This is a genomic window from Streptomyces noursei ATCC 11455, from assembly GCF_001704275.1.
Taxonomy (GTDB): domain Bacteria; phylum Actinomycetota; class Actinomycetes; order Streptomycetales; family Streptomycetaceae; genus Streptomyces; species Streptomyces noursei.
In genome coordinates this window covers 4,620,083-4,639,857 of the sequence record NZ_CP011533.1, presented here as the reverse complement: position 1 = coordinate 4,639,857, position 19,775 = coordinate 4,620,083, and the positions used below count along the sequence as shown (strand labels likewise).

Annotated in this window: 18 protein-coding genes and 1 tRNA gene; 13 read left to right on the top strand and 6 right to left on the bottom strand. The window is 71.6% G+C overall.

The features are described from left to right. The first annotated feature begins 3 nt into the window (after positions 1–3). Both SNOUR_RS19520 and SNOUR_RS19515 read left to right on the top strand, forming a co-directional pair. Positions 4–90 (top strand) — tRNA-Ser (locus tag SNOUR_RS19520). A gap of 496 nt (positions 91–586) precedes the next feature. Next, a complete protein-coding gene (locus SNOUR_RS19515; RefSeq protein WP_067348881.1) occupies positions 587–1,969 on the top strand; it encodes a S53 family peptidase in 1,383 nt (460 codons plus the stop codon). 99 nt (positions 1,970–2,068) lie between these two features. Here the strand turns inward: SNOUR_RS19515 and SNOUR_RS19510 are convergent, their stop codons facing one another. Next, positions 2,069–2,443, bottom strand: coding sequence for a DUF8825 domain-containing protein (locus tag SNOUR_RS19510; RefSeq protein ID WP_067348879.1), 375 nt, complete (start codon positions 2,441–2,443; stop codon positions 2,069–2,071). 149 nt (positions 2,444–2,592) lie between these two features. On the opposite strand from SNOUR_RS19510, the gene SNOUR_RS19505 reads away from it, so the two are divergent. Further along, positions 2,593–3,357: a class I SAM-dependent methyltransferase gene (locus SNOUR_RS19505; RefSeq protein ID WP_067348877.1), complete on the top strand. Its 765-nt coding sequence runs from the start codon at positions 2,593–2,595 to the stop codon at positions 3,355–3,357. 40 nt (positions 3,358–3,397) lie between these two features. On the opposite strand, the gene SNOUR_RS19500 is transcribed toward SNOUR_RS19505, so the two are convergent. Further along, positions 3,398–4,420 carry a bifunctional DNA primase/polymerase gene (locus SNOUR_RS19500; RefSeq protein ID WP_079142780.1) on the bottom strand — a complete coding sequence of 341 codons (1,023 nt, stop codon included), beginning with the start codon at positions 4,418–4,420 and terminating at the stop codon, positions 3,398–3,400. Positions 4,421–4,889: 469 nt separating this feature from the next. On the opposite strand from SNOUR_RS19500, the gene SNOUR_RS19495 reads away from it, so the two are divergent. The 7 genes from SNOUR_RS19495 to SNOUR_RS19465 all read left to right on the top strand — a co-directional run bounded on the left by SNOUR_RS19495 (position 4,890) and on the right by SNOUR_RS19465 (position 11,119). After that, positions 4,890–5,192: a hypothetical protein gene (locus tag SNOUR_RS19495; protein WP_067348874.1), complete on the top strand. Its 303-nt coding sequence runs from the start codon at positions 4,890–4,892 to the stop codon at positions 5,190–5,192. Positions 5,193–5,374: 182 nt separating this feature from the next. Next, on the top strand, positions 5,375–6,559 hold the full coding sequence (locus SNOUR_RS19490; RefSeq protein WP_067348872.1) for an acyl-CoA dehydrogenase family protein: 1,185 nt from the start codon (positions 5,375–5,377) through the stop codon (positions 6,557–6,559). Further along, complete coding sequence (locus tag SNOUR_RS19485; protein WP_079142779.1) at positions 6,556–7,659, top strand: bifunctional MaoC family dehydratase N-terminal/OB-fold nucleic acid binding domain-containing protein; 1,104 nt, start codon at positions 6,556–6,558, stop codon at positions 7,657–7,659. The genes SNOUR_RS19490 and SNOUR_RS19485 overlap by 4 nt, the downstream gene beginning before the upstream one ends. A gap of 1 nt (position 7,660) precedes the next feature. Continuing rightward, positions 7,661–8,761 carry an acyl-CoA dehydrogenase family protein gene (locus tag SNOUR_RS19480; protein ID WP_067348870.1) on the top strand — a complete coding sequence of 367 codons (1,101 nt, stop codon included), beginning with the start codon at positions 7,661–7,663 and terminating at the stop codon, positions 8,759–8,761. Continuing rightward, complete coding sequence (locus SNOUR_RS19475; protein ID WP_107407304.1) at positions 8,758–9,243, top strand: hotdog family protein; 486 nt, start codon at positions 8,758–8,760, stop codon at positions 9,241–9,243. The genes SNOUR_RS19480 and SNOUR_RS19475 overlap by 4 nt, the downstream gene beginning before the upstream one ends. Further along, a complete protein-coding gene (locus SNOUR_RS19470; RefSeq protein WP_067348867.1) occupies positions 9,240–10,406 on the top strand; it encodes a lipid-transfer protein in 1,167 nt (388 codons plus the stop codon). The genes SNOUR_RS19475 and SNOUR_RS19470 overlap by 4 nt, the downstream gene beginning before the upstream one ends. Positions 10,407–10,567: 161 nt before the next feature. Continuing rightward, positions 10,568–11,119 (top strand): SigE family RNA polymerase sigma factor, encoded by a 552-nt coding sequence (locus SNOUR_RS19465; protein WP_067348865.1) that lies wholly within the window; start codon positions 10,568–10,570, stop codon positions 11,117–11,119. On the opposite strand, the gene SNOUR_RS19460 is transcribed toward SNOUR_RS19465, so the two are convergent. Both SNOUR_RS19460 and SNOUR_RS19455 read right to left on the bottom strand, forming a co-directional pair. Next, positions 11,116–11,379 (bottom strand): DUF397 domain-containing protein, encoded by a 264-nt coding sequence (locus SNOUR_RS19460; RefSeq protein ID WP_067348862.1) that lies wholly within the window; start codon positions 11,377–11,379, stop codon positions 11,116–11,118. The two genes, SNOUR_RS19465 and SNOUR_RS19460, sit on opposite strands and share 4 nt — an antisense overlap. Continuing rightward, positions 11,376–12,248, bottom strand: coding sequence for a helix-turn-helix domain-containing protein (locus SNOUR_RS19455; RefSeq protein ID WP_376738531.1), 873 nt, complete (start codon positions 12,246–12,248; stop codon positions 11,376–11,378). Before SNOUR_RS19455 ends, SNOUR_RS19460 begins: the two co-directional genes overlap by 4 nt. An 85-nt stretch (positions 12,249–12,333) precedes the next feature. Here SNOUR_RS19455 and SNOUR_RS19450 point away from each other — a divergent pair, with 85 nt between their 5' ends. The 3 genes from SNOUR_RS19450 (at position 12,334) to SNOUR_RS19440 (ending at position 14,548) form a co-directional block, all read left to right on the top strand. Continuing rightward, entirely contained in the window at positions 12,334–12,798 is a 465-nt protein-coding gene (locus tag SNOUR_RS19450) for an ATP-binding protein (RefSeq protein ID WP_067348859.1), read from the top strand. Between the two features lie 287 nt (positions 12,799–13,085). Then, positions 13,086–13,979 (top strand): helix-turn-helix domain-containing protein, encoded by an 894-nt coding sequence (locus tag SNOUR_RS46235; RefSeq protein ID WP_067348856.1) that lies wholly within the window; start codon positions 13,086–13,088, stop codon positions 13,977–13,979. Further along, positions 13,979–14,548, top strand: a complete 570-nt coding sequence (locus tag SNOUR_RS19440; RefSeq protein ID WP_067348855.1) for a Uma2 family endonuclease — start codon at positions 13,979–13,981, stop codon at positions 14,546–14,548. Before SNOUR_RS46235 ends, SNOUR_RS19440 begins: the two co-directional genes overlap by 1 nt. A gap of 36 nt (positions 14,549–14,584) precedes the next feature. Here SNOUR_RS19440 and SNOUR_RS19435 read toward each other — a convergent pair whose 3' ends face one another. Continuing rightward, entirely contained in the window at positions 14,585–15,292 is a 708-nt protein-coding gene (locus SNOUR_RS19435; RefSeq protein ID WP_067348852.1) for a response regulator, read from the bottom strand. Continuing rightward, on the bottom strand, positions 15,289–19,635 hold the full coding sequence (locus tag SNOUR_RS19430) for a HAMP domain-containing protein (protein ID WP_067348849.1): 4,347 nt from the start codon (positions 19,633–19,635) through the stop codon (positions 15,289–15,291). Before SNOUR_RS19430 ends, SNOUR_RS19435 begins: the two co-directional genes overlap by 4 nt. Between the last annotated feature and the right edge of the window lie 140 nt (positions 19,636–19,775).

Below are 19,775 nucleotides of genomic sequence, written 5' to 3'. Positions count from 1 at the left end.
CGGGGAGGCTTGCCCGAGCGGCCTAAGGGAACAGTCTTGAAAACTGTCGTGGCGGCGACGTCACCGTGGGTTCAAATCCCACAGCCTCCGCGCAGGTGAACGAACATGTGGATGGGCGGGGGTCCCGGAACGATCCGGGGCCCCCGCCCATCCGTTTTCCTGGCGCGCTTCGCGCAGGTCCGTCGCACCGCTGACCGGCCTGTGCCGACGAGGCGTGGACGGGGATCAGGCCCCGTCGGCACGCGACGTGAGCCTGGAGCATCGGTACGTGTGGCCCGGCCCTTTGCCGATGCCGCCTCGGGGCACTTCATCTCGGCGTAGTCCTCGGCGTGATCGAACCACGTCAACTGTGGCTGGGGGGCGGTGAGTTCGGGCTTGGGGGTGAGCCTGCGGCCTGGCCCCGAATTCCAGCGGGCCCGGTGGGGCTTCGGGGGTGGCGCGGGCACATGGTCCCGAATCGGACAACAGTGACAAGTGACACATCAGTGAGAAGTCGCACAGGGGGAAATGCTTGCTCTGCGCGCGGCCTCGGGGTGGGATCGCCACAACTGTTGAGTGGGGGTATCGCCTTGCAAGGGGAATAACCATGCGCAGAATTCGTGCGCGGCGCCGCATCGTGGCCGCAGCGGCCGGGGCCACCACCCTCGCCAATGTCGCACTCATATCCCCGGTTCTGTCCGGTTCCGCGGTCGCCGCACCTGTGCACGCGGGGCGGGGAGTCACGGTCGTGCCAGCGACGGCCGGGGCGCAATCGGAGAACGCGGCCCAAAGCCTGCTGACCACCGAGCAGTGCCGGGCGAAGTGGCAGATCTCCTGCTACACCCCGAACCAGTACCGGCAGGCGTACCACCTGGACCCGCTGTACCAGGCGGGAGTCACCGGCAAGGGGCGCACGATCGTGATCGTGGATTCCTTCGGCTCGCCGACCATCCAGCATGATCTGGATGTCTACAGCGCCCGCTTCGGCATGAAGAGCACCCATGTCGACGTGGTCAAGTGGGGCAACGTCCCGTCCTTCGACCCCAACAACTCCGCCCAGGTCAGCTGGGCCGGGGAGAGCACCCTCGACGTGGAGATGGCGCATGCCGTCGCCCCGGACGCGCACATCGTGCTGGTGGAGTCCGGCGCCGACCAGAACGGGGACGGCGCCACCGGTCTGCGAGAGATGATGGACGCCGAGAAGTCGCTCGTCGACCGCGGTGTGGGCGATGTGATCAGCCAGAGTTTCGGTGCGACGGAGAACACCTTCCCCGGCTTCCGCAAGGGTGACTTCTCCAGCATCGAGAACCTGCGGTACGCCTTCAAGGACGCGGCCGAGCACAAGGTGACCGTCCTCGCCGCCTCCGGCGACGGCGGAGCCACCAACACCACCGCGGACGGCAACGCCGACTACCCGTACAAGGTCAACGCCTGGCCGTCCTCCGACCCGCTGGCCGTCTCGGTCGGCGGCACCCAGCTGCACCTGGACGCCAAGGGTGACCGCATCGCGCCGGACAGTGTCTACAACGACGAGGGCGCGAGCGGCGGCGGCCCGTCCCATGTCTTCGCCCGCCCCTCGTACCAGAACGGGGTCGGGCAGATGGTCGGCGCCCACCGCGGCACCCCCGACGTCTCGATGTCCGCCGCGCTGAACGGCGGCGCGTGGGTGTACTCCAGCTACAACCCGAAGCGGGTCGGCTGGGACGTCTACACCGGCACCAGCGAGGCCAGTCCGCTCTTCGCGGGCATCGTGGCCCTGGCCGACCAGGTCGCCGGCCACCGGCTGGGCGACATCCACCAGGCGCTGTACTCGCTGTCCGCGAAGTCCTCGCGGAACCCGTCCACCGGGATCGTGGATGTGAAGGACGGCACGAACAACAGCCACGCGGGAGTCGCCGGCTACACCGCGGTGAAGGGCTACGACATGGCGACCGGCGTCGGCACGATCGACGCGGCCCGCTTCGTCCCGGCCCTCGCCAAGGAGGGCTGAGAGGAGGGCCAGCGGCCGTCCCGCGGTGCCTTGCCGTGAACGGGAAGGGGCGTCCGGCCAGAGGCCGGGCGCCCCTTCCGTGTGGGGTGGTCGGTGGGGCTATTCGCCGAGGGCCTGGTGTTCCTCCGCGGCCTCTTCCTGCTCGTGGAGGTGTTTGAGGGCGGAGCGGGCGGCGGGGGCGTCGTCGCAGGCGGACCAGAAGTCGTGGGTGACGACGCGTTCGGCGAGGTCGAGGGTGCGGGCGCGCAAGTCGGCCACCTGGGCCTTTTCCTCGTCGGTCCAGCCCGGGGACTCGGCGCGTTCGGTCTCGTGGAAGTGACCGTTCTCCTTGGTGTGCGTCCAGCCGGGGAGGGGGGCGACCGACCACGGAAGGCGCTTGTAGAGGTCCGCGAGGGCGGACTGGACCTGGTGCAGCTCCAGCTGTGCTTCCCGCAGGTCCTGGGGGAAGTCGTAGGTCTTCTGCTTGTCAGCCACAGCGAAAGGATACCGCTCACTCGTTCGATTCTGGCGGGGTGGCGCGGGTGGTGTCGGGGGCTTCACCCGGTTGGTGGGCGGGGGCTGTGGTGGCGGCGGTGGGGGAGAAAAGGCTGGCGAGGAGGGTCGGGGGCGGTGAGGGTGGGGGCATGGAGCGTTCTTTTGAGGAGCTGGTGGCGGAGGCCGAGGCGGTGTCGGTGGCGGGCTGGGACTTCTCCTGGCTGGACGGGCGGGCCACCGAGCAGCGGCCTTCGTGGGGCTATCAGCGGTTGATGGGGGAGCGGCTGGCGCGGGCGTCGGCGGCGCTGGACATCCAGACCGGCGGTGGCGAGGTGCTCGCCGGGGCGGGGGCGCTTCCGCCGCTCATGGTGGCGACGGAGTCCTGGCCGCCGAACGTCGCCAGGGCGACCGCGCTGCTGCATCCGTTGGGCGCGGTGGTGGTGGCGGACGAGGACGAGCCGCCGTTGCCGTTCGGGGACGCCGCGTTCGACCTGGTGACCAGTCGGCATCCGGTGACGGTGTGGTGGGCGGAGATCGCCCGGGTGCTGCGGCCGGGGGGTGTCTATCTCTCCCAACAGGTCGGGCCGTCCAGCGTGTTCGAGCTGGTGGAGTACTTCCTGGGGCCGCAGCCGGAGGAGGTCCGGCGGGCCCGGCACCCCGAGGACGCGCGGCGGGACGCGGAGGCGGCGGGGCTGGAGGTCGTCGATCTGCGGCACGAGACGCTGCGGACGGAGTTCTTCGACATCGGGGCCGTCGTCTACTTCCTGCGGAAGGTGGTGTGGATGGTGCCGGGCTTCACCGTCGAGCAATACCGGGAGCGGCTGAGGGAGTTGGACCGGCGGATCCGGCGGGAGGGCGCCTTTGTGGCGCACACGACGCGGTTCCTGATCGAGGCGCGCAAGCCGGTGGTCTAGAGGCCCCTCCTCGGGGTCCGGGCAGTGGGTCGGCCCGGGGTCAGTGGCGGGATGCCGAGGCGAGGGTGGCGCGGGCCTCGGACTCCGAGAGGCCGGTGTGGCGGGCCGCGGCGACCAGGCGTTCGGCGAGCTCCGGCCCGAGCCCGGCCTCGTACGCGCGGCAAGCGGCCCAGAAGAGGCGGGTGTTGCGCTGTCCGCTCGGGGAGGCGCGGACGAAGCGGAGGAGGGCGTCGGCGGGCGGCTGACGGTGGCCGCGCGGGGTGGCGTACGGAGGCGGGGGCGGGGTGCCGAGCGGGGGGAGCAGGAGCGCCAGCAGGGCGGGCGGGGCCGGGGCGGGGCGGCGGGGTGCGTCCGGCGCGAGGACGTACCGGCCGTGGGTGGTGAGGGAGCCGGGGCCGACCAGATAGCCGCCCGCGCCGCGGACGTCGATGCCCGGGGCGAGCCGGCCGGCGGAGTTGGGGACCGGCGGCGCGGGCGGGCCGGTGAACCAGAGGTGACGGCCGCCGCTGGGGGTCAGGACGGTGACCGTCGGGGGGAGCGGGAAGCCGTGGGCCGCGGCGATCAGGCGCAGGGCGGTGTGGCCGTCCGCGCCGTGCTTGGTGTCGAGGTCGATGCCGACGAGGTGGTGCGGGGCCCGGCCGCAGGCGATGCCGTAGCCGGTGGCCCAGGGGGCGGCGGCGAACATCCGGCGGATGGCGAGCGGGTCGGTGGTGGCGTCGTGGACGCCGTGGCCGAGGCGTCCGCAGGAGCCGTGGCAGGGCGGGGCCACCGGTTCGTCGTGGGTGCTGCGGGTGTGGTGGGTGCCGTGGGCGCGGTGGTCGTGGTGCGGGGAGCGCAGCGCGGGGAGTTTGGTGCGGGTCAGGGGGATGACCGGGTAGCCGTGCTCGGCGGCGCGCAGGGCGTGGGCGAGGGCGGCGTGGTGGGCGTCGGCCGGGGCGAGGAGCCGGGCCGGGGGCGGGTCCGGCCGGGGGGTGGGCCTGAGGTCGGCCGGGGGGTCAGGCGGGAACGCGGGCGTCGCCGGGTGTGCGGTGGTCAATGCGGTATGGCGGTGGGGCGTGGCCATGGCTTCATTTTCGTACGGATGTTCGAGAAAGGGAAGGGGGGGAGCGTGGGCGCGCGACGAAGATCACAAGTGCGCCGGGTCCGCCGGGCGGACGAGGGGCGCACTTTCCCTTGGGGGAGCGGGTCGCGGTGCATCGTCCGAGGTCCGCGGGGGCGTGCGGGTGGTGCGAGTGGAGGCGTCGGGGTTTACCCGGGGCCTCTCATGCTTGCGGGGGAACCGACCTTTCCTCGTGGGTTCGCCGGGGACCGGGTGGGCAATCCTGTGGTCGCGACGTCGAGGCAGGAACCGGGGTGGTCGGCCAACTACCCGGTGAGCAGCTGGAGTTAGCACTTTACGGACCGGTCGGGGCCGGCGATCCGGAGCGGGGCCCGGGAATGCGGGTCCGGTCCGGGAGCGGTCCGGCGACCGGGTCCACTTACCGGATCCATGCAGGTCACAACCCAGAGGTTGCGTTCCGTAGGAGGAAGACATGGCAAGCACCCGTACCGCCCGCGTCATGGCTGTCGCGCTCGCGTTGCCCTTCGCCGCGGCGCTCTGTGCCGGTGTGGCGCAGGCCGACAACGGTGGCTTCGCGAACAACGGGTCGAGCGCGGCCTCCACCAGCCAGGTGGGCGGCGTCGGCGGCATCAACAACGGCAACTCCACCACCGGCCAGCAGGTCGCCAACGGTCCCGGGGCGTCCAACCGGAACAACACCGCGAGTGTGAACGGCAGCGGCGTCACGGTGATCGACCAGAGCAACCCCGACGTCGACTTCGACCAGATCTGGTGAGTCGGTCCGCCGCGCACGGGTGCGGCGGTTGACCGGAGGGTGAGACGAGGTGCCGCGCGGCGGACAAGTGGGCCGCTCTGGGGTTCACCGCGCGGACCTTGACAGCGAGCGGGTTTCTGACGGACAGTCAGAAACCCGCTCGCTCGTTCGTACGGCCGTCACCCGAAGGAAGGCCCGCCGACGTGCATCTCGCCCCCACTCCGCGCCAGCGGCGCCTGCGCGCCGAACTCCGTGCGTACTTCCGCGACGTGCTGCCGGACGGGCCGGTCGCGGACCCGGTCGCGCAGCGCGCGGTGCTGCGCCGGATCGGCGCCGACGGCCTGTTGGGCCTGGGCTGGCCGACCGCCTACGGAGGGCAGGGGCGCGGCCCCGACGAGCAGTTCGTCTTCTTCGACGAGGCGTACCGCGCGGGCGCCCCGGTCTCGATGGTCACGCTGAACACCGTCGGCCCGACGCTGATGAAGTACGGGACGCAGGCCCAGAAGGACTTCTTCCTGCCGCGCATCCTCACGGGCGAGCTGGTCTTCGCGATCGGCTACACGGAGCCGGAGGCCGGCACCGATCTGGCGTCGCTACGGACGCGAGCGGTGAAAGCGGAGGGCCCGGCGGGCGGTTCGGAGGGCCCCGACTGGCTGATCAGCGGCAGCAAGAGCTTCACCAGCAACGCCCACCAGGCCGACTGGATCTGGCTCGCCTGCCGCACCGACCCCGACGCCCCCAAGCACCGCGGCATCTCGATCATCCTCGTGCCGACCGATGCGCCCGGCTTCTCCTGGACCCCCATCGAGACGGTCGGCGGACTGATGACCACCGCGACCTACTACGACGGGGTGCGCGTCCCGTACGGGAACCTCGTGGGGGAGGAGAACGGCGGCTGGGGGCTGATCACCAACCAACTCAACCACGAGCGGGTCGCGTTGGCCGCCCTCGGGATGCAGGCCGAGGACGCCTACGAGGCCGCGCTGGCCCACGCCCGTACGCCGGACCCGGAGACCGGGGAGCGGCCCGCCGACCGGCCCTGGGTGCGGGCCCGGCTCGCCGAGGCGCACGCCCGGCTGGCCGCCACCCGGTTGCTCAACTGGCGGCTGGTCGGGGACGTGGGCGCCGGGACGCTGAGCCCCGGGGACGCCAGCGGGGTCAAGTTCGCCGGGACGGAGAGCACGGTCGAGGTCTACCGGATGTGCCAGGAGGTGGTCGGCGACACCGCGCTCGTCCGGGCGGGCTCGCCGGGCGCCCACGGGGACGGCGCGTTGGAGCGGATGAACCGCGCCGCCCAGATCAACACGTTCGGGGGCGGGGTCGGCGAGGTGCAGAGGGAGATCGTGGCCACGATGCGACTGGGGATGCGGAGGGGGCGGCAGCGGTGAGTGGGGATGCAGGGACCTCGGGGCGGGACGCCGGACGGGACGCCGGGACCTCGGGCGCCGGAGCGCCCGGTGGCGCCTCGTACGAGCGGGCACTCAAGGCGTTCGAGGGCCGCCCGGCGTCGACCGCGGGCGTGGGAAAGGACCCGGTCAACGAGACGATGATCCGGCACTGGTGCGAGGCGATGGGCGACGCCCACCCCGCCTACCGGGGGCCGGACGCCGTCGCCCCGCCGACCATGCTCCAGGCGTGGACGATGGGCGGGCTCTCCGGACACCGGGGCCGCGGCGGCGCGTACGACGAGCTGTCCGCCCTTCTCGACGACGCCGGTTACACCTCGATCGTGGCCACCGACTGCGAGCAGGAGTACCTCCGCCCGCTGCGCCCCGGGGACGTGATCACCTTCGACGCGGTGATCGAGTCGGTGTCGGCGCGCAAGACCACCAAGCTGGGCACCGGCCACTTCGTCACGACCCGGATGGACGTCCGGGCGAACGGGGAGCCGGCCGGGACGCACCGCTTCCGGGTCCTGAAGTACGCGCCGGCGGCCCGGCACAGCCCCGGGGGCCGGGGGCCGGGCCGCGGCGGTCCGTCCCGGCCCCGCCCGAAGCGGCCCCGTCCGGTGGTCAACCGCGACAACGCCGGATTCTGGGCCGGCGTGGCCGACCGCAGACTGCTCGTCCAGCGCTGCGGCGGTTGCGGGACGCTGCGTTTCCCCTGGCTGCCCGGGTGCAACGGCTGCGGCTCGGCGGACTGGGACACCGTCGAGGCGAGCGGCGCCGGGACGGTCTATTCGTACGTGGTGATGCACCACCCGCCGTTCCCGGCCTTCAGCGAGCCCGCAGTCGAAGCCGACGCCGGTGCCGCACCCGGAGCCGGTGCCGCCGAAGGCGCGGCCGGGCCGTACGCGGTCGGGCTGATCGAACTGGCCGAGGGGGTCCGGATGGTCAGCAACGTGATCGGCGTGCCGCCCGACCGGGTCCGGATCGGGATGCCGGTGCGGCTGGAATTCCTCCAGGCGGACGAGGAGTTGCTGCTGCCGGTCTTCCGGGCCGCGCCGGACGCGGGCGGCGGCGCACCGGACGCGGACGGGGAGCGCTGACATGGACTTCACCCCCACCGAGGAGCAGCGGGCCGCGAGCCTCCTGGCGGCGGAGATCTTCGGCGACCTGTCCACGCCGGAGCGGCTGGCCGCCCTCGGCACGTCCGCCGACGCCGACCTGTGGAAGGCCCTGTGCGCGGCCGGGCTGCCGGGCGCGGTGGCGGAGACCGGGCTGTTGGGCCTGGTCCTGATGCTGGAGGAGCAGGGTCGGACGACCGCACAGGTGCCGTTCGCGGCCAGCTGCGTGTACGGGCTGCTGGCCCTCGGCGCGTACGGGAGCGCGGAGCAGCGGGCGCGGCTGCTGCCCGGCCTGCGGGACGGGACGGAGGTGGCCGCGGGCGCGTTCGCGCGGACGGCGGGGGCCGGCGTGCCCCGGCCCGTTCCCTCCGGGCCGCCCACGACCGGCGCCCCGGGCCGGCTCACCGGCACCGTGCCCGTCGTCCCCTGGCTGTGCGAGGCCACGCTGGTGCTGGTGCCGGACGCGCGGCGGGGGCTGTGGCTCGTACGGGTCGGCGATCCCGGGGTCGGTGTCGAGCCGGTGGCGACCACCGCGCCCTGGTCGGCGGGCCGGCTGACGCTGCGCGACGCCCCCGCCGAGCCCCTCGACGGCCCCGCCCCGCACCCCGCCGACGGCCCCGCCCCGCACGACCCGTACGCCGAGGTGCTGGCCACCGCCCGGATCGCCTTCGCCGGCCTCCAGGCGGGGGTGTGCGCGGGCGCGCTGGCCCGGGCGGTGGCACACACCACCACCCGGGAGCAGTTCGGCCGGCCGCTCGCCGCCAACCAGGGCGTCCAACTGCGGGCCGCCGAGGCGTACATGGACATCGAGGCGATCCGGGTCACCGCCTACGAGGCGGCCTGGCGCCGGGACGCCGGCATGGACGCCGCCCCGCACGCGCTGACCGCCGCCTGGTGGGCGTCCGAGGCTGGCACGCGGGTGGTGCACACCGGCCAGCATCTGCACGGCGGCATCGGCGCCGACCTCGACCACCCCGTGCACCGGCACTTCCTGTGGGGCCGGCAGCTCGACGCCCACCTGGGCGCCGGCGCCGAACTCCTCGAAGAACTGGGCGCGTTGCTGACGAAGGAGCCCCACGCATGACCACCGAAGCCGACGCCGACGCCGCCGGGACCCGCGCCGCCCGGGACGCGGACCCGGCCGCCGCGCCCCGCCCGGGCCTGGAGCTCCCGCCCCTCACCCTCCCGATCACCCGCACCCTGATCGTCTCCGGGGCCATCGCCTCGCGCGACTACCAGGACGTCCACCACGACGCCGAGGCGGCCGGGGAGAAGGGCTCCCCGGACATCTTCATGAACATCCTCACCACCAATGGCCTGGTCGGCCGCTACCTCACCGACCACTTCGGCCCGCACTCCGTCCTGCGCAAGGTCGCCATCCGCCTCGGCGCGCCCAACTACCCGGGAGACACCATGGTGTTGCGCGGCACGATCACCGACGTGGACACCGGCGGCGGCACCGACGGCGACGGCGTCACGGTCCAGGTGCGGGTGGTCGGGGCGAACGGCCTCGGCAACCACGTCACCGGCACCGTCACCGTCGAGCTGGCGGCGGTCGCCCGATGACCCGCCACCGCCCCGACGCCCTCGGCGGCCGGGCCGCGATCGTCGGCATCGGCGCCACCGATTTCTCCAAGGACTCCGGCCGCAGCGAACTCAAGCTCGCCGTCGAGGCCGTGCACGCCGCCCTGGCCGACGCCGGGCTGGCCCCGGACGACGTGGACGGCCTGGTCACGTTCACCATGGACACCAACCCGGAGATCACCGTCGCCCAGGCGGCCGGCATCGGCGAGCTGACCTACTTCTCCCGCGTCCACTACGGCGGCGGCGCGGCCTGCGCCACCGTCCAGCAGGCGGCCCTCGCGGTCGCCACCGGCCTCGCCGACGTCGTGGTCTGCTACCGCGCCTTCAACGAGCGCTCCGGCCGCCGCTTCGGCGCCGGCGTCCAGCAGCGCGAACCCTCCGCCGAGGGCACCGCGCTCGGCTGGAACCTCCCCTTCGGCCTGCTCACCCCCGCCTCCTGGGTCGCCATGGCCGCCCAGCGCTACCTGCACGCCTACGGCCTGACCCCGGACGCCTTCGGCCATGTCGCGGTCACCGACCGCCGGCACGCCGCCCGCAACCCGGCCGCGTACTTCCACGGCAAGCCGATCACCCTCGCCGACCACGCCGCGTCCCGCTGGATCGTCGAACCGCTGCGGCTGCTGGACTGCTGCCAGGAGACCGACGGCGCCCAGGCGATCGTGGTGACCTCCGCCGAACGGGCCCGCGACCTCCCCCACCCACCCGCGGTGATCACCGCCGCGGCCCAGGGCGCCGGCCGCGCCCAGGAGCAGATGACCAGCTTCTACCGCGACGACCTCACCGGCCTCCCCGAGATGAACGTGGTCGCCCGCCAGCTCTGGCGCACCTCCGGCCTCACCCCCGCCGACATCGACGTCGCCATCCTCTACGACCACTTCACGCCCTTCGTCCTCATGCAACTGGAGGAGTTCGGCTTCTGCGACCGCGGCGCGGCCGCCGACTTCGTCGCCGCCGACACGCTCCCCCTCAACACCCACGGCGGCCAGCTCGGCGAGGCGTACCTGCACGGTATGAACGGCATCGCCGAGGCCGTCCGCCAGCTCCGCGGCACCAGCGTCAACCAGGCCGGCACCCCCGCCCACACCCTGGTCACGGCGGGCACCGGGGTGCCCACGTCGGGGTTGGTGCTGGGGCGGGAGGGATAGGGGAGCGGCCGGGCCGGCGACCGGTACGCCCCTAGGGGAGCATCCCGCGCGCTCCCCCCTAAGGAGGTGCAGGGGGCGCCATCCGTACAACTTCAGGGGGACCCCGCTTCGGCACCCTGGGCCGACGCCCGCGCCCCACCCCCGCTCCTAGCGTGGAACACATGACCACGACTGCGTGCACAACCGCCTCGACGGCCGCGACGTTCCCGTCGTTCGCGTCCTACGTACGGGCCCGGGGGCCGGTTCTGCTGCGTGCCGCGCGGTCCCTGTCCTCGAACCCCAACGACGCCGAGGACCTCCTCCAGACCGCGCTCACCAAGACGTACGTGGCCTGGGAGCGCATCGAGGACCACCGCGCGCTGGACGGCTACGTCCGCCGCGCGCTGATCAACACCCGCACCTCCCAGTGGCGCAAGCGCAAGGTCGAGGAGTTCGCCTGCGACGAGCTGCCCGAGCCGGACCCGACGCCCGCGCCCGACCCGGCCGAGCTCCAGGGCCTGCGCGACGCGATGTGGCGCGCGATCATGCGGCTGCCGGCCCGGCAGCGCGCGATGGTCGTCCTCAGGTATTACGAGGACCTCAGCGAGGCCCAGACCGCCGAGGTCATGGAGGTCTCGATCGGCACGGTCAAGAGCGCCGTCTCACGCGCCCTGGCCAAACTCCGGGACGACCCGGAACTGGCGGTCCTGGGCCTGAGCCGCGTAGCCGCCTAACGGCGGGTGAACGCGACGAAGTCGGCCCAGGCGGCCGGGGGGACGTGCAGGTGGGGGCCGTTGGCGTTCTTGGAGTCGCGGATGTGGATGGTGTCAGGGGTGGATGCGACCTCGACGCACTCGTTGCCGTTGCCCTGGCCGCTGTAGCTGCTCTTGGTCCAGGCGACCTCTACGCAGTCGTGGTCTTCGTTGCTGTTGCTGTAGCTGCTCTTGACCCACGCCAGTTCGGTGGAGTTTCCGATGGAGGGCTTGAGGCTCATGTCTCTCCCAGCAGTTTCTCGACGAAGGCCAGAGACTCCCTGGGCGTGAGAGCCTGGGCCCGGATGATCCCATAGCGCAGCTCAAGGACTTGGATCAGCTTCGGGTCCTCGACCGGACGGCTGCCGTATTGGCTCATCGAGTGCCCCACAATCGAGCCGTCCCCGAACTTCAGCAGTTGGATCCGGCCGTCCATGCTTGCGTGGTCATCACGGTTCGTCGGCATTACCTGGATCTCGACGTTCCGCAACTGGCCCACCTCCAACAACCGTTCGAGCTGCCGCTGGTGCACCATTCTCCCCCCGATGGGGCGGCGCAGTGTCACCTCTTCCTGGACGAAGGTGAGCGCGGGCGCCGGGGTGCGATCGAAGATCGAGCGGCGGGTCATGCGGGCGGACACCCGGAGATCGACTTCCTCCGACGTGTAGGCGGGCCGCCTCATCTCGTACAGCGCCCGCATGTGTTCCTCGGTTTGCAGCAGTCCATGGAGGTTGTGGTTTTCGTAGGAGCCGAGCTCGACCGCTTCGTCCTCCCACCGCTTCAGGTCCCTGACCTTCTTCGGATACCGGGCGCTCTCCATGTCCTCCGCCATCGCGGCGATCTTGCCGCCCGCGTTCAGGACTCTGTCCGCCTTGTCCAGGTAGTCCGGGCGCGGGATACGCGCGCCACGCTCAATCTTGTAGACCAGGTCAGCGCTGTACCCCATGGACTTGGCAAAGTCGGGGACGCGCAGGCCAGCAGCTGTCCGCCACAGCTTGAGCTGGCGTCCTACCAACACGACCGACGGCTGGTCGTCGTCACCTGGAGCAAGCGGCCAACTTGAGTCGTCCGATGAGTCGCTTTGCATGACCTCCACCTCCTGGACAGCCAAGACATCCTGTCCAGTCCCTGGACATCACTGAATGTATTGGCGTCACTACTTTTCAGGGTAGGTGTGCGCGACCACGCTGAGTCACGTGAATCAGCAAATTGCCGAACCCAAGCTGCTCTTCCGGATCCAGCTGTCCGCCACGCGCCGGGGCGCACGCCTGGCGCGCCTCCTCGGCACCGAACAACTCCGTTCCTGGGGGCTCCCGTTCGAGGAGCCAGGCCAGGTGATCGCCGAGCTGGCCGCGAACGCCGTCTCGCACGGACACGTTCCCGGTCGGGATTTCCGCCTCGCGTTGGCGGCTGACGCGGACACGCTCTGTATCGGCGTCACGGACGCGCGCGGCGAACGGCTCCCGGCTCAACGGGCTCCGGCGGAGGGTGAGTCGGGCCACGGGCTGCTCATCGTCGGCGCGCTCGCGCACCGCTGGGGCACGGTCCGGGGGCCGTTCCCGTGCAAGACCGTGTGGGCGGAATTCGATCTGCCGATGTGGGACCGACCGGGAGCCGGGGAACCGGGCTCCGGTGAGGCGGGCTGCTCCAACAACTCATAACTGCAGGGGAATAACCCACCAACCGAACCGAACCGCCCGGGTTCGCACACCCGTGTCACCCGGTGGGGTGATCCAGTGGCTCTGGGCTGGATTTCCGGCGGCGTCGCGGTGCAGGCTCGGCGACGAGCAACCCCGAACAAGCAATGGGCCCCCGGCGGGACTGGCATCCCGGTCGAGGGCCTAACCACCTAGGAAGCCAAACCTTCCCGATGGCTATGAAGCAGTTTAATGCGCACCAGTGCCCTTCGTACACGGATCGCCGATCCCCCGTAGGTGTGCAAAAAGTCGTGGAGTTCCAGCGTCCCGGCTACACGATCATCGGCGATCACCTCGCCCAGCACCGTGAGTTGTCCATGACGGCGATCGGTCTCGGCGTGCACATCCTCTCCCTGCCCGAGGGCTCGCGGGTCGACATCCGTACGTTGGCGAACAGGTTCCCGGAGGGACGGCAGCGGATCGCCGCCGGCCTGCGGGAACTGGAGAAGCACGGGTACCTCAAGCGCGTCGCCAAGCGCCTGGAGGACGGGCGGATGGTGACCGTGACGATCAGCTACAACAACCCGGCGGCGACGAAGGAACGGCTGGCCGGGGAGGCGAAGCCGGTCGAGCGGGCGGCGCGCCCGAAGCCCGCACCGGAACGGAAACCGGCCTCACCGCCGCCCCCGCCGCCCCCGCCGCCGCCCCCGCCCTCGCCGCCGCCCTCGCCCCCGACCCCACCTCGGGCCGAGGCCCCACGGCGCCCACCGGCGGCCCGGCCGCCTCTGCCCCGCTCCCGCTCCGCCCAGCACCTCACCACCGCCACCGCGCTCCTCGCCAACCTGCGACGGGACGACGCCCGCCTTCTCCTCCCCGTACGGGACATCGACCGCCTCGCTCCGGGCGTCGCCGCCTGGCTGGAACGCGGGGTGGCCCCGGAGGCCGTCCGAAGAGCGCTGAGCACGGATCTCCCGGACCCCGTCCGGAATTCAGCGGGCCTGATCGCGCACCGCCTCACGGCCCTGCTGCCGCCGCCCCTCCCCGAGACGCCACCGCCTCCGGAGCCCACGGCCCCCGGCCTTGCCCCATTCCAGACCTGCGACGGCTGCGAACGGGCCTTCAGAGCCAGAGAAGCGGGACTCTGTCGGGACTGTCGCCAGGATGGGCAACGGCTGGGCCCGCCTCCCGAGCGGGGTGTGACCTGATGAGTGGAGTGAGGTGCCGTGGGTATCGAGCTCTGCGGGCGTTAGTCGAGAGCTCGCAGAAATGCATCCCGGGCAAGCTGGAGATCACGAGGGAAGGCATCGTCCACGACGTGCCGACGCCGTTGGGGCGGCACGAATTGACGGTTGCCCGGATCAGGCGGCTGTTGGAGAAGCTGACGCCGGAACGCCTGGCGGTCCACTCGGGTACGCCGGACGTCGAGGACGAGGAGATCGGCGTTCTGCGGTGTCCGGAGATCATGGTGATCGCCGAGTCGGACATGGAGTGTGACGGCTCCATCGACCCCCGCACCCTCGTCGCCGCCATCGAAGTCGTCTCCCGCTCCAACCCCGACAACGACTGGGTGGGCAAGGTCCGCGACTACCCCCTGATGGGCATCCCGGTCTACGCGATCTTCGATCCCCGTACCGGCAGCGGCGCCGTCTTCACGGATATCCACTCGACCCCGGACGGCCCGCGGTACGCCGTCCGCAAGGACTTCGTCTACGGGGAGGACGTGACCATCGCCGAGTGGACGATCTCGACGCGGGACCTGCCCCGGTACGCGTAGTCGGGGCAGGCGCACAGGCGCACAGGTGCACGCGCCCTACGCCTCCCGTCCCGCCATCAGACGTTCCACCGACTGTTCCAGGGCGGCGATCCGGTCGGCGAGGCCGGTGGATTCGAGGTCGCGGGCGTCGCGGAGCAGGAGTTCGATCTGGGCGAGTCGGCTGGCGATGTCGGAGAGGGTGGCGTCGTCGTCGGTGGGTGATGACGGTTGCGGTGCCGAAGGGGGAGCGTCCTCGGACGCGTGCGGGGCGGAGCCACGGGGTTCGGTGGGTGCCGTCGGGGCCTCCGTGGAGCTGGGGCCGGTCAGCAGGCGCTTCAACTGGTCGGCTTGGGAGGCGAGTTGGTGGTTCTTGCGGTAGAGGTCGAGGAAGACGTTGACCTTGGTGCGCAGGAGCCAGGGGTCGAAGGGCTTGATGAGGAAGTCGGCGGCGCCGACGGTGTAGCCGCGGTAGGCGTAGTTGGGATCCACGGAGGCGCCGGTGAGCAGGATGATCGGCACGTCCTTCGTCTGGTCCAGCCCCTTGATGTTGGCGGCGGTCTCGAAGCCGTTCATGCCGGGCATCAGGACGTCGATGAGGACGACCGCGAACTCCTCGCGGAGCATGGCCTTGAGGGCCTCCTCGCCGGAGCGGGCGCGGACGACCTTGGAGGTGAGGGAGCTGAGGACCGCTTCGAGGGCGACGAGGTTCTCCTCCATGTCGTCGACGATGAGGATCGGCGCGGTGTCGGGTGCGGTCGGTGTCATGACTGCGGCCCTTCCCTTCCCTCGTCGGAGGTGGGGTGCGGAGGGTCGGCGGCCGGTTCGGCGGTCGGGTCCGGGGCCGGTGCGTCGGCCGGGAGCGGGGTCCCGGGGAGGTCGGCTTCGGCCGGTGGCCTGATCTTCGGGTCGAGCAGGCCGCAGATGACCGACAACAGGCGGTCCACGTCGACCGGTTTGGGGATGTAGTCGTCGGCGCCGCTGTCGATGGCCTTCTCCCGGTCGCCGGGCATGGCCTTGGCGGTGAGGGCGACGATCGGGAGGGCGGCGAAGCGGGGGGTGCTGCGGATGGCCCGGATCATCTCGTAGCCGTCCATCCCCGGCATCATGATGTCCATCAGGACGAGGGAGACATCGGGGGTCCGGTCGAGGACCTCTAGGCCCTCGCGGCCGTCCTCGGCGTACTTGACCTTGATGCCGACCCGGCCGAGGACGTGGGTGAGCGCGAAGACGTTGCGGATGTCGTCGTCCACGATCAGGATCCGCCGGTTGGCGAGCACGCGTCCGGGGCGTCCGCCGAGCCAGTCCTTCAGGCGGGTGGCCTCGGGCCAGGTGACGTCGCCGCCGTCGCCGGGGCGGAGGGCGGAACGCGGGGCGAGGCCCTCCTGGCTCGGGAAGGTGTCGGAGGGGGGCGGAGCGGCGACGGGTGCCGGGTGGGTGCCGTCGGGGACGGTGGGGAGGGCGGGGGCGGCGGGGCCGCTGCCGTCGCTCAGGAGGGCCTCCGCGGTCTCGTCGGGGCGGGCCGACAGGCCGGTGGCCGGTGCGGTGGACGGTCCGGTGTAGCGGGCGGGGACGTAGAGGGTGAAGGTGGAGCCGACGTCCACCTGGCTCTCGGCCTTGATGCGTCCGCCGAGCAGGGCGGCCATGTCGCGGCTGATGGACAGGCCGAGGCCGGTGCCGCCGTATTTGCGGCTGGTGGTGCCGTCGGACTGCTGGAACGCCTCGAAGATCCCGTCGAGTTTCTGCGGGGGGATGCCGATGCCGGTGTCCTTGACGGAGAGGGCGAGGACGGTGTCGGCGGTGCGCAGGGTCTCCTCCTGGAACCGGTCGCACTGGTCGCCGGGGACGCGTTCGACGATGAGCTCCACGCCGCCGGTGGAGGTGAACTTCACCGCGTTGGACAGCAGGTTGCGCAGGATCTGCTGGAGGCGCTGTTCGTCGGAGAAGAGCTCCTCGGGGACGTCGTCGCCGACCCGGACGTCGAAGCTGAGGCCGCGGTCGACGGTGAGCGGGCGGAAGGTGGCGCGGACGTAGTCGAGGAGTTTCTTCAGCGGCAGGGACTTGGGGTGGACGTCCATCCGCCCGGCCTCGATCTTCGACAGGTCGAGGATGTCGTTGATGAGTTGGAGCAGGTCGGAGCCGGCGCGGTGGATGGTGACGGCGAATTCCACCTCCTGCGGGCTGAGGTGGCTCTCGGGGTTGTCCGCGAGCAGGCGGGAGAGGACGAGCAGGGAGTTGAGGGGGGTCCGCAGCTCGTGCGACATGTTGGCCAGGAACTCGGACTTGTACTGCGAGGAGGTGGCGAGGAGTGCGGCCTTCTCCTCCAGCTCGGCGTTGGTGAGTTGGAGCTCGTCGGAGCGCTGGCGGAGTTCGGCGGTCAGCCGCTGGGACTCCGAGAGCAGCGATTCGGTGCGGGAGTTGGCGATGATGGTGTTGACGGAGACGCCGATGGTGTTGACGAACTGGTCGATGAAGGCGAGGTGGACATCGCTGAAGCGGCTGAAGGAGGCCAGTTCGATCACGCCGAGCACCTGGTCCTCGAAGAGGATCGGCAGGATGACGACGCTGGCGGGGGCGGCGGCGCCGAGTCCGGAGCTGATGGTGAGGTAGTCGGCGGGGACGTTCTCGACGAGGATCCGCTTCTTCTCCGTCGCGGCCTGGGTGATCAGGCCCCAGCCGGGGGTGCCCATCCGCATCCGGGGCAGTGACCTGCGGCCCTCGGGGTGGCCGGTGCCGTAGCCGGCGATCAGCTCCAGGCCCTCGCCCGGCAGGGCGCCCGCCTCGGCCAGGAAGAACGCGCCGAACTGCGCGTTCACCAGCGGGGTCAGCTCGCGCAGGATCAGGTCGGCGACTTCGACCAGGTCGCGGTGGCCCTGCATCAGGCCGGCGATGCGGGTCAGGTTGGACTCCAGCCAGTCCTTGGCGCGGGTGGTCTCGCGGAGGTTGGCGACCATGAGGTTGATGTTGTTCTTCAGGGCGGCGACCTCGCCCCGGGCGTCGACGGTGATCGAGCCGGACATGTCGCCCTGGGTGACCGCGTCGGTCACCTCGGCGATCGCCCGCACCTGGGTGGTGAGGTTGAGCGCCAGCTCGTTGACGCTGGTGGTGAGCTGCTTCCAGGTGCCGTAGACGCCCTCGACCCGGGCCTGGCCGCCGAGCTGGCCCTCGCTGCCGACCTCGCGGGCCACCCGGGTCACCTCGGAGGCGAACGAGGACAGGGTGTCGACCATGGTGTTGATGGTGGTCTTGAGTTCCAGGATCTCGCCGCGGGCGTCCACGTCGATCTTCTTGGAGAGGTCGCCGCGGGCCACCGACGTCGCCACCTCGGCGATGTTGCGGACCTGGGAGGTGAGGTTGTCCGCCATGGAGTTGACGTTGTCGGTGAGGTTCTTCCAGACGCCGGAGACGCCGTGGACCTGGGCGCGTCCGCCGAGCCGGCCCTCGGTGCCGACCTCGCGGGCGACCCGGGTGACCTCGTCGGCGAACGCCCGCAGCTGCTTCACCATGGTGTTCACGGTGTCCTTCAGCTCCAGGATCTCGCCGCGGGCGTCCACGTCGATCTTCTTGGTCAGGTCGCCGTTGGCGACGGCGGTGGTCACCTGGGCGATGTTGCGGACCTGCGAAGTGAGGTTCAGCGCCATGAAGTTGACGTTGTCGGTGAGCTCCTTCCAGACCCCGGAGGCGCCCCGGACCTGCGCCTGACCGCCGAGGTTGCCCTCGGTGCCGACCTCGCGGGCGACCCGGGTGACCTCGTCGGCGAAGGCGGAGAGCTGGTCGACCATGGTGTTGATCGTCGACTTGAGTTCCAGGATCTCGCCCTTCGCCTCGACGGTGATCTTCCTGCCGAGGTCGCCCTCGGCGACGGCGGTGGCGACCAGGGCGATGTTGCGGACCTGGGTGGTGAGGTTGTCCGCCATGAAGTTGACGCTCTCGGTGAGGTCCTTCCAGACGCCGGAGACGCCGCGGACCTGGGCGCGTCCGCCGAGCTGGCCCTCGGTGCCGACCTCGCGGGCGACCCGGGTGACCTCGTCGGCGAAGGCGGAGAGCTGGTCGACCATGGTGTTGATCGTCGACTTGAGTTCCAGGATCTCGCCGCGGGCGTCCACGGTGATCTTCTGGCTGAGGTCGCCGTTGGCGACGGCGGTGGTGACCTGGGCGATGTTGCGGACCTGCCAGGTCAGGTTGGACGCCATGGAGTTGACGTTGTCGGTGAGGTCCTTCCAGACGCCGGAGACGCCGCGGACCTGGGCGCGTCCGCCGAGCCGGCCTTCCGTGCCGACCTCGCGGGCGACCCGGGTGACCTCGTCGGCGAACGCCCGCAGCTGGTCGACCATGGTGTTCACGGTGAGCTTGAGTTCCAGCAGCTCGCCGGTGGCCTCGACGGTCACCTGCTGGGTGAGGTCGCCGCGGGCCACCGCGGTGGTCACCACGGCGATGTCCCGGACCTGGGCGGTCAGCCGGGACGCCATGGTGTTGACCGCCTCGGTCACGTGCAGCCAGTCGCCGGAGAGGTCCTGGACCTTGGCGCGTCCGCCGAGCCGGCCCTCGGTGCCGACCTCGCGGGCGACCCGGGTGACCTCGCCGGTGAACAGCGAGAGCTGGTCGACCACGCGGTTGACGCAGCTGCCCAGGCGGCGCAGGTCGCCGCGGAGCTGGCGGCTGCCGTCGTGCAGATCGACATGGCGGGTCAGGTCGCCGTCGGCGATCGAGTCCAGCACCCGGGTGGCCTTGGCGACCGGGGTGACCAGCGCTTCCAGGACGGCGTTGGCGGCCTCGACGTTGGTGGACCAGCCGCCCTGGCCGGGGCTGGCGCTGATCCGCTCGTCCAGCCGGCCCTGGCGGATGACCTCGTGGCGCAGCCGCTGGAGTTCGGTGGCGAGGTGGGCGTTGCGGGCGACGATCTGGGCGAAGACGTCGGTCATGTCGGCCAGCACGCCGTCGGCCGGGGGATCGCCCGGGGCGTGTCCGGTCCGGGCTGCGAAGTCGCCGTCCCGTAGGGCGTTCATGGCGGCCAGCAGGGGGCGCAGCTCACTGGTGCGCACCCACGGGCCGTCGGGGCGGGGGTCCGGCGGGGACGCCGCGGACTCGGGCCGGGGCGGGTCGGGCGTCATGGCACACCATCCCCCCAGTGATCGAGACCGAACTCGTAGCGAACGGATGGCGAGCCGGCCGGCCGGTGCAGGGCCGTCCGGCTCGTCCGGGGGGCGCTCCGGAGCCGGATCCGCTGGCGCCCCGACGGGTTCCGGAGGAG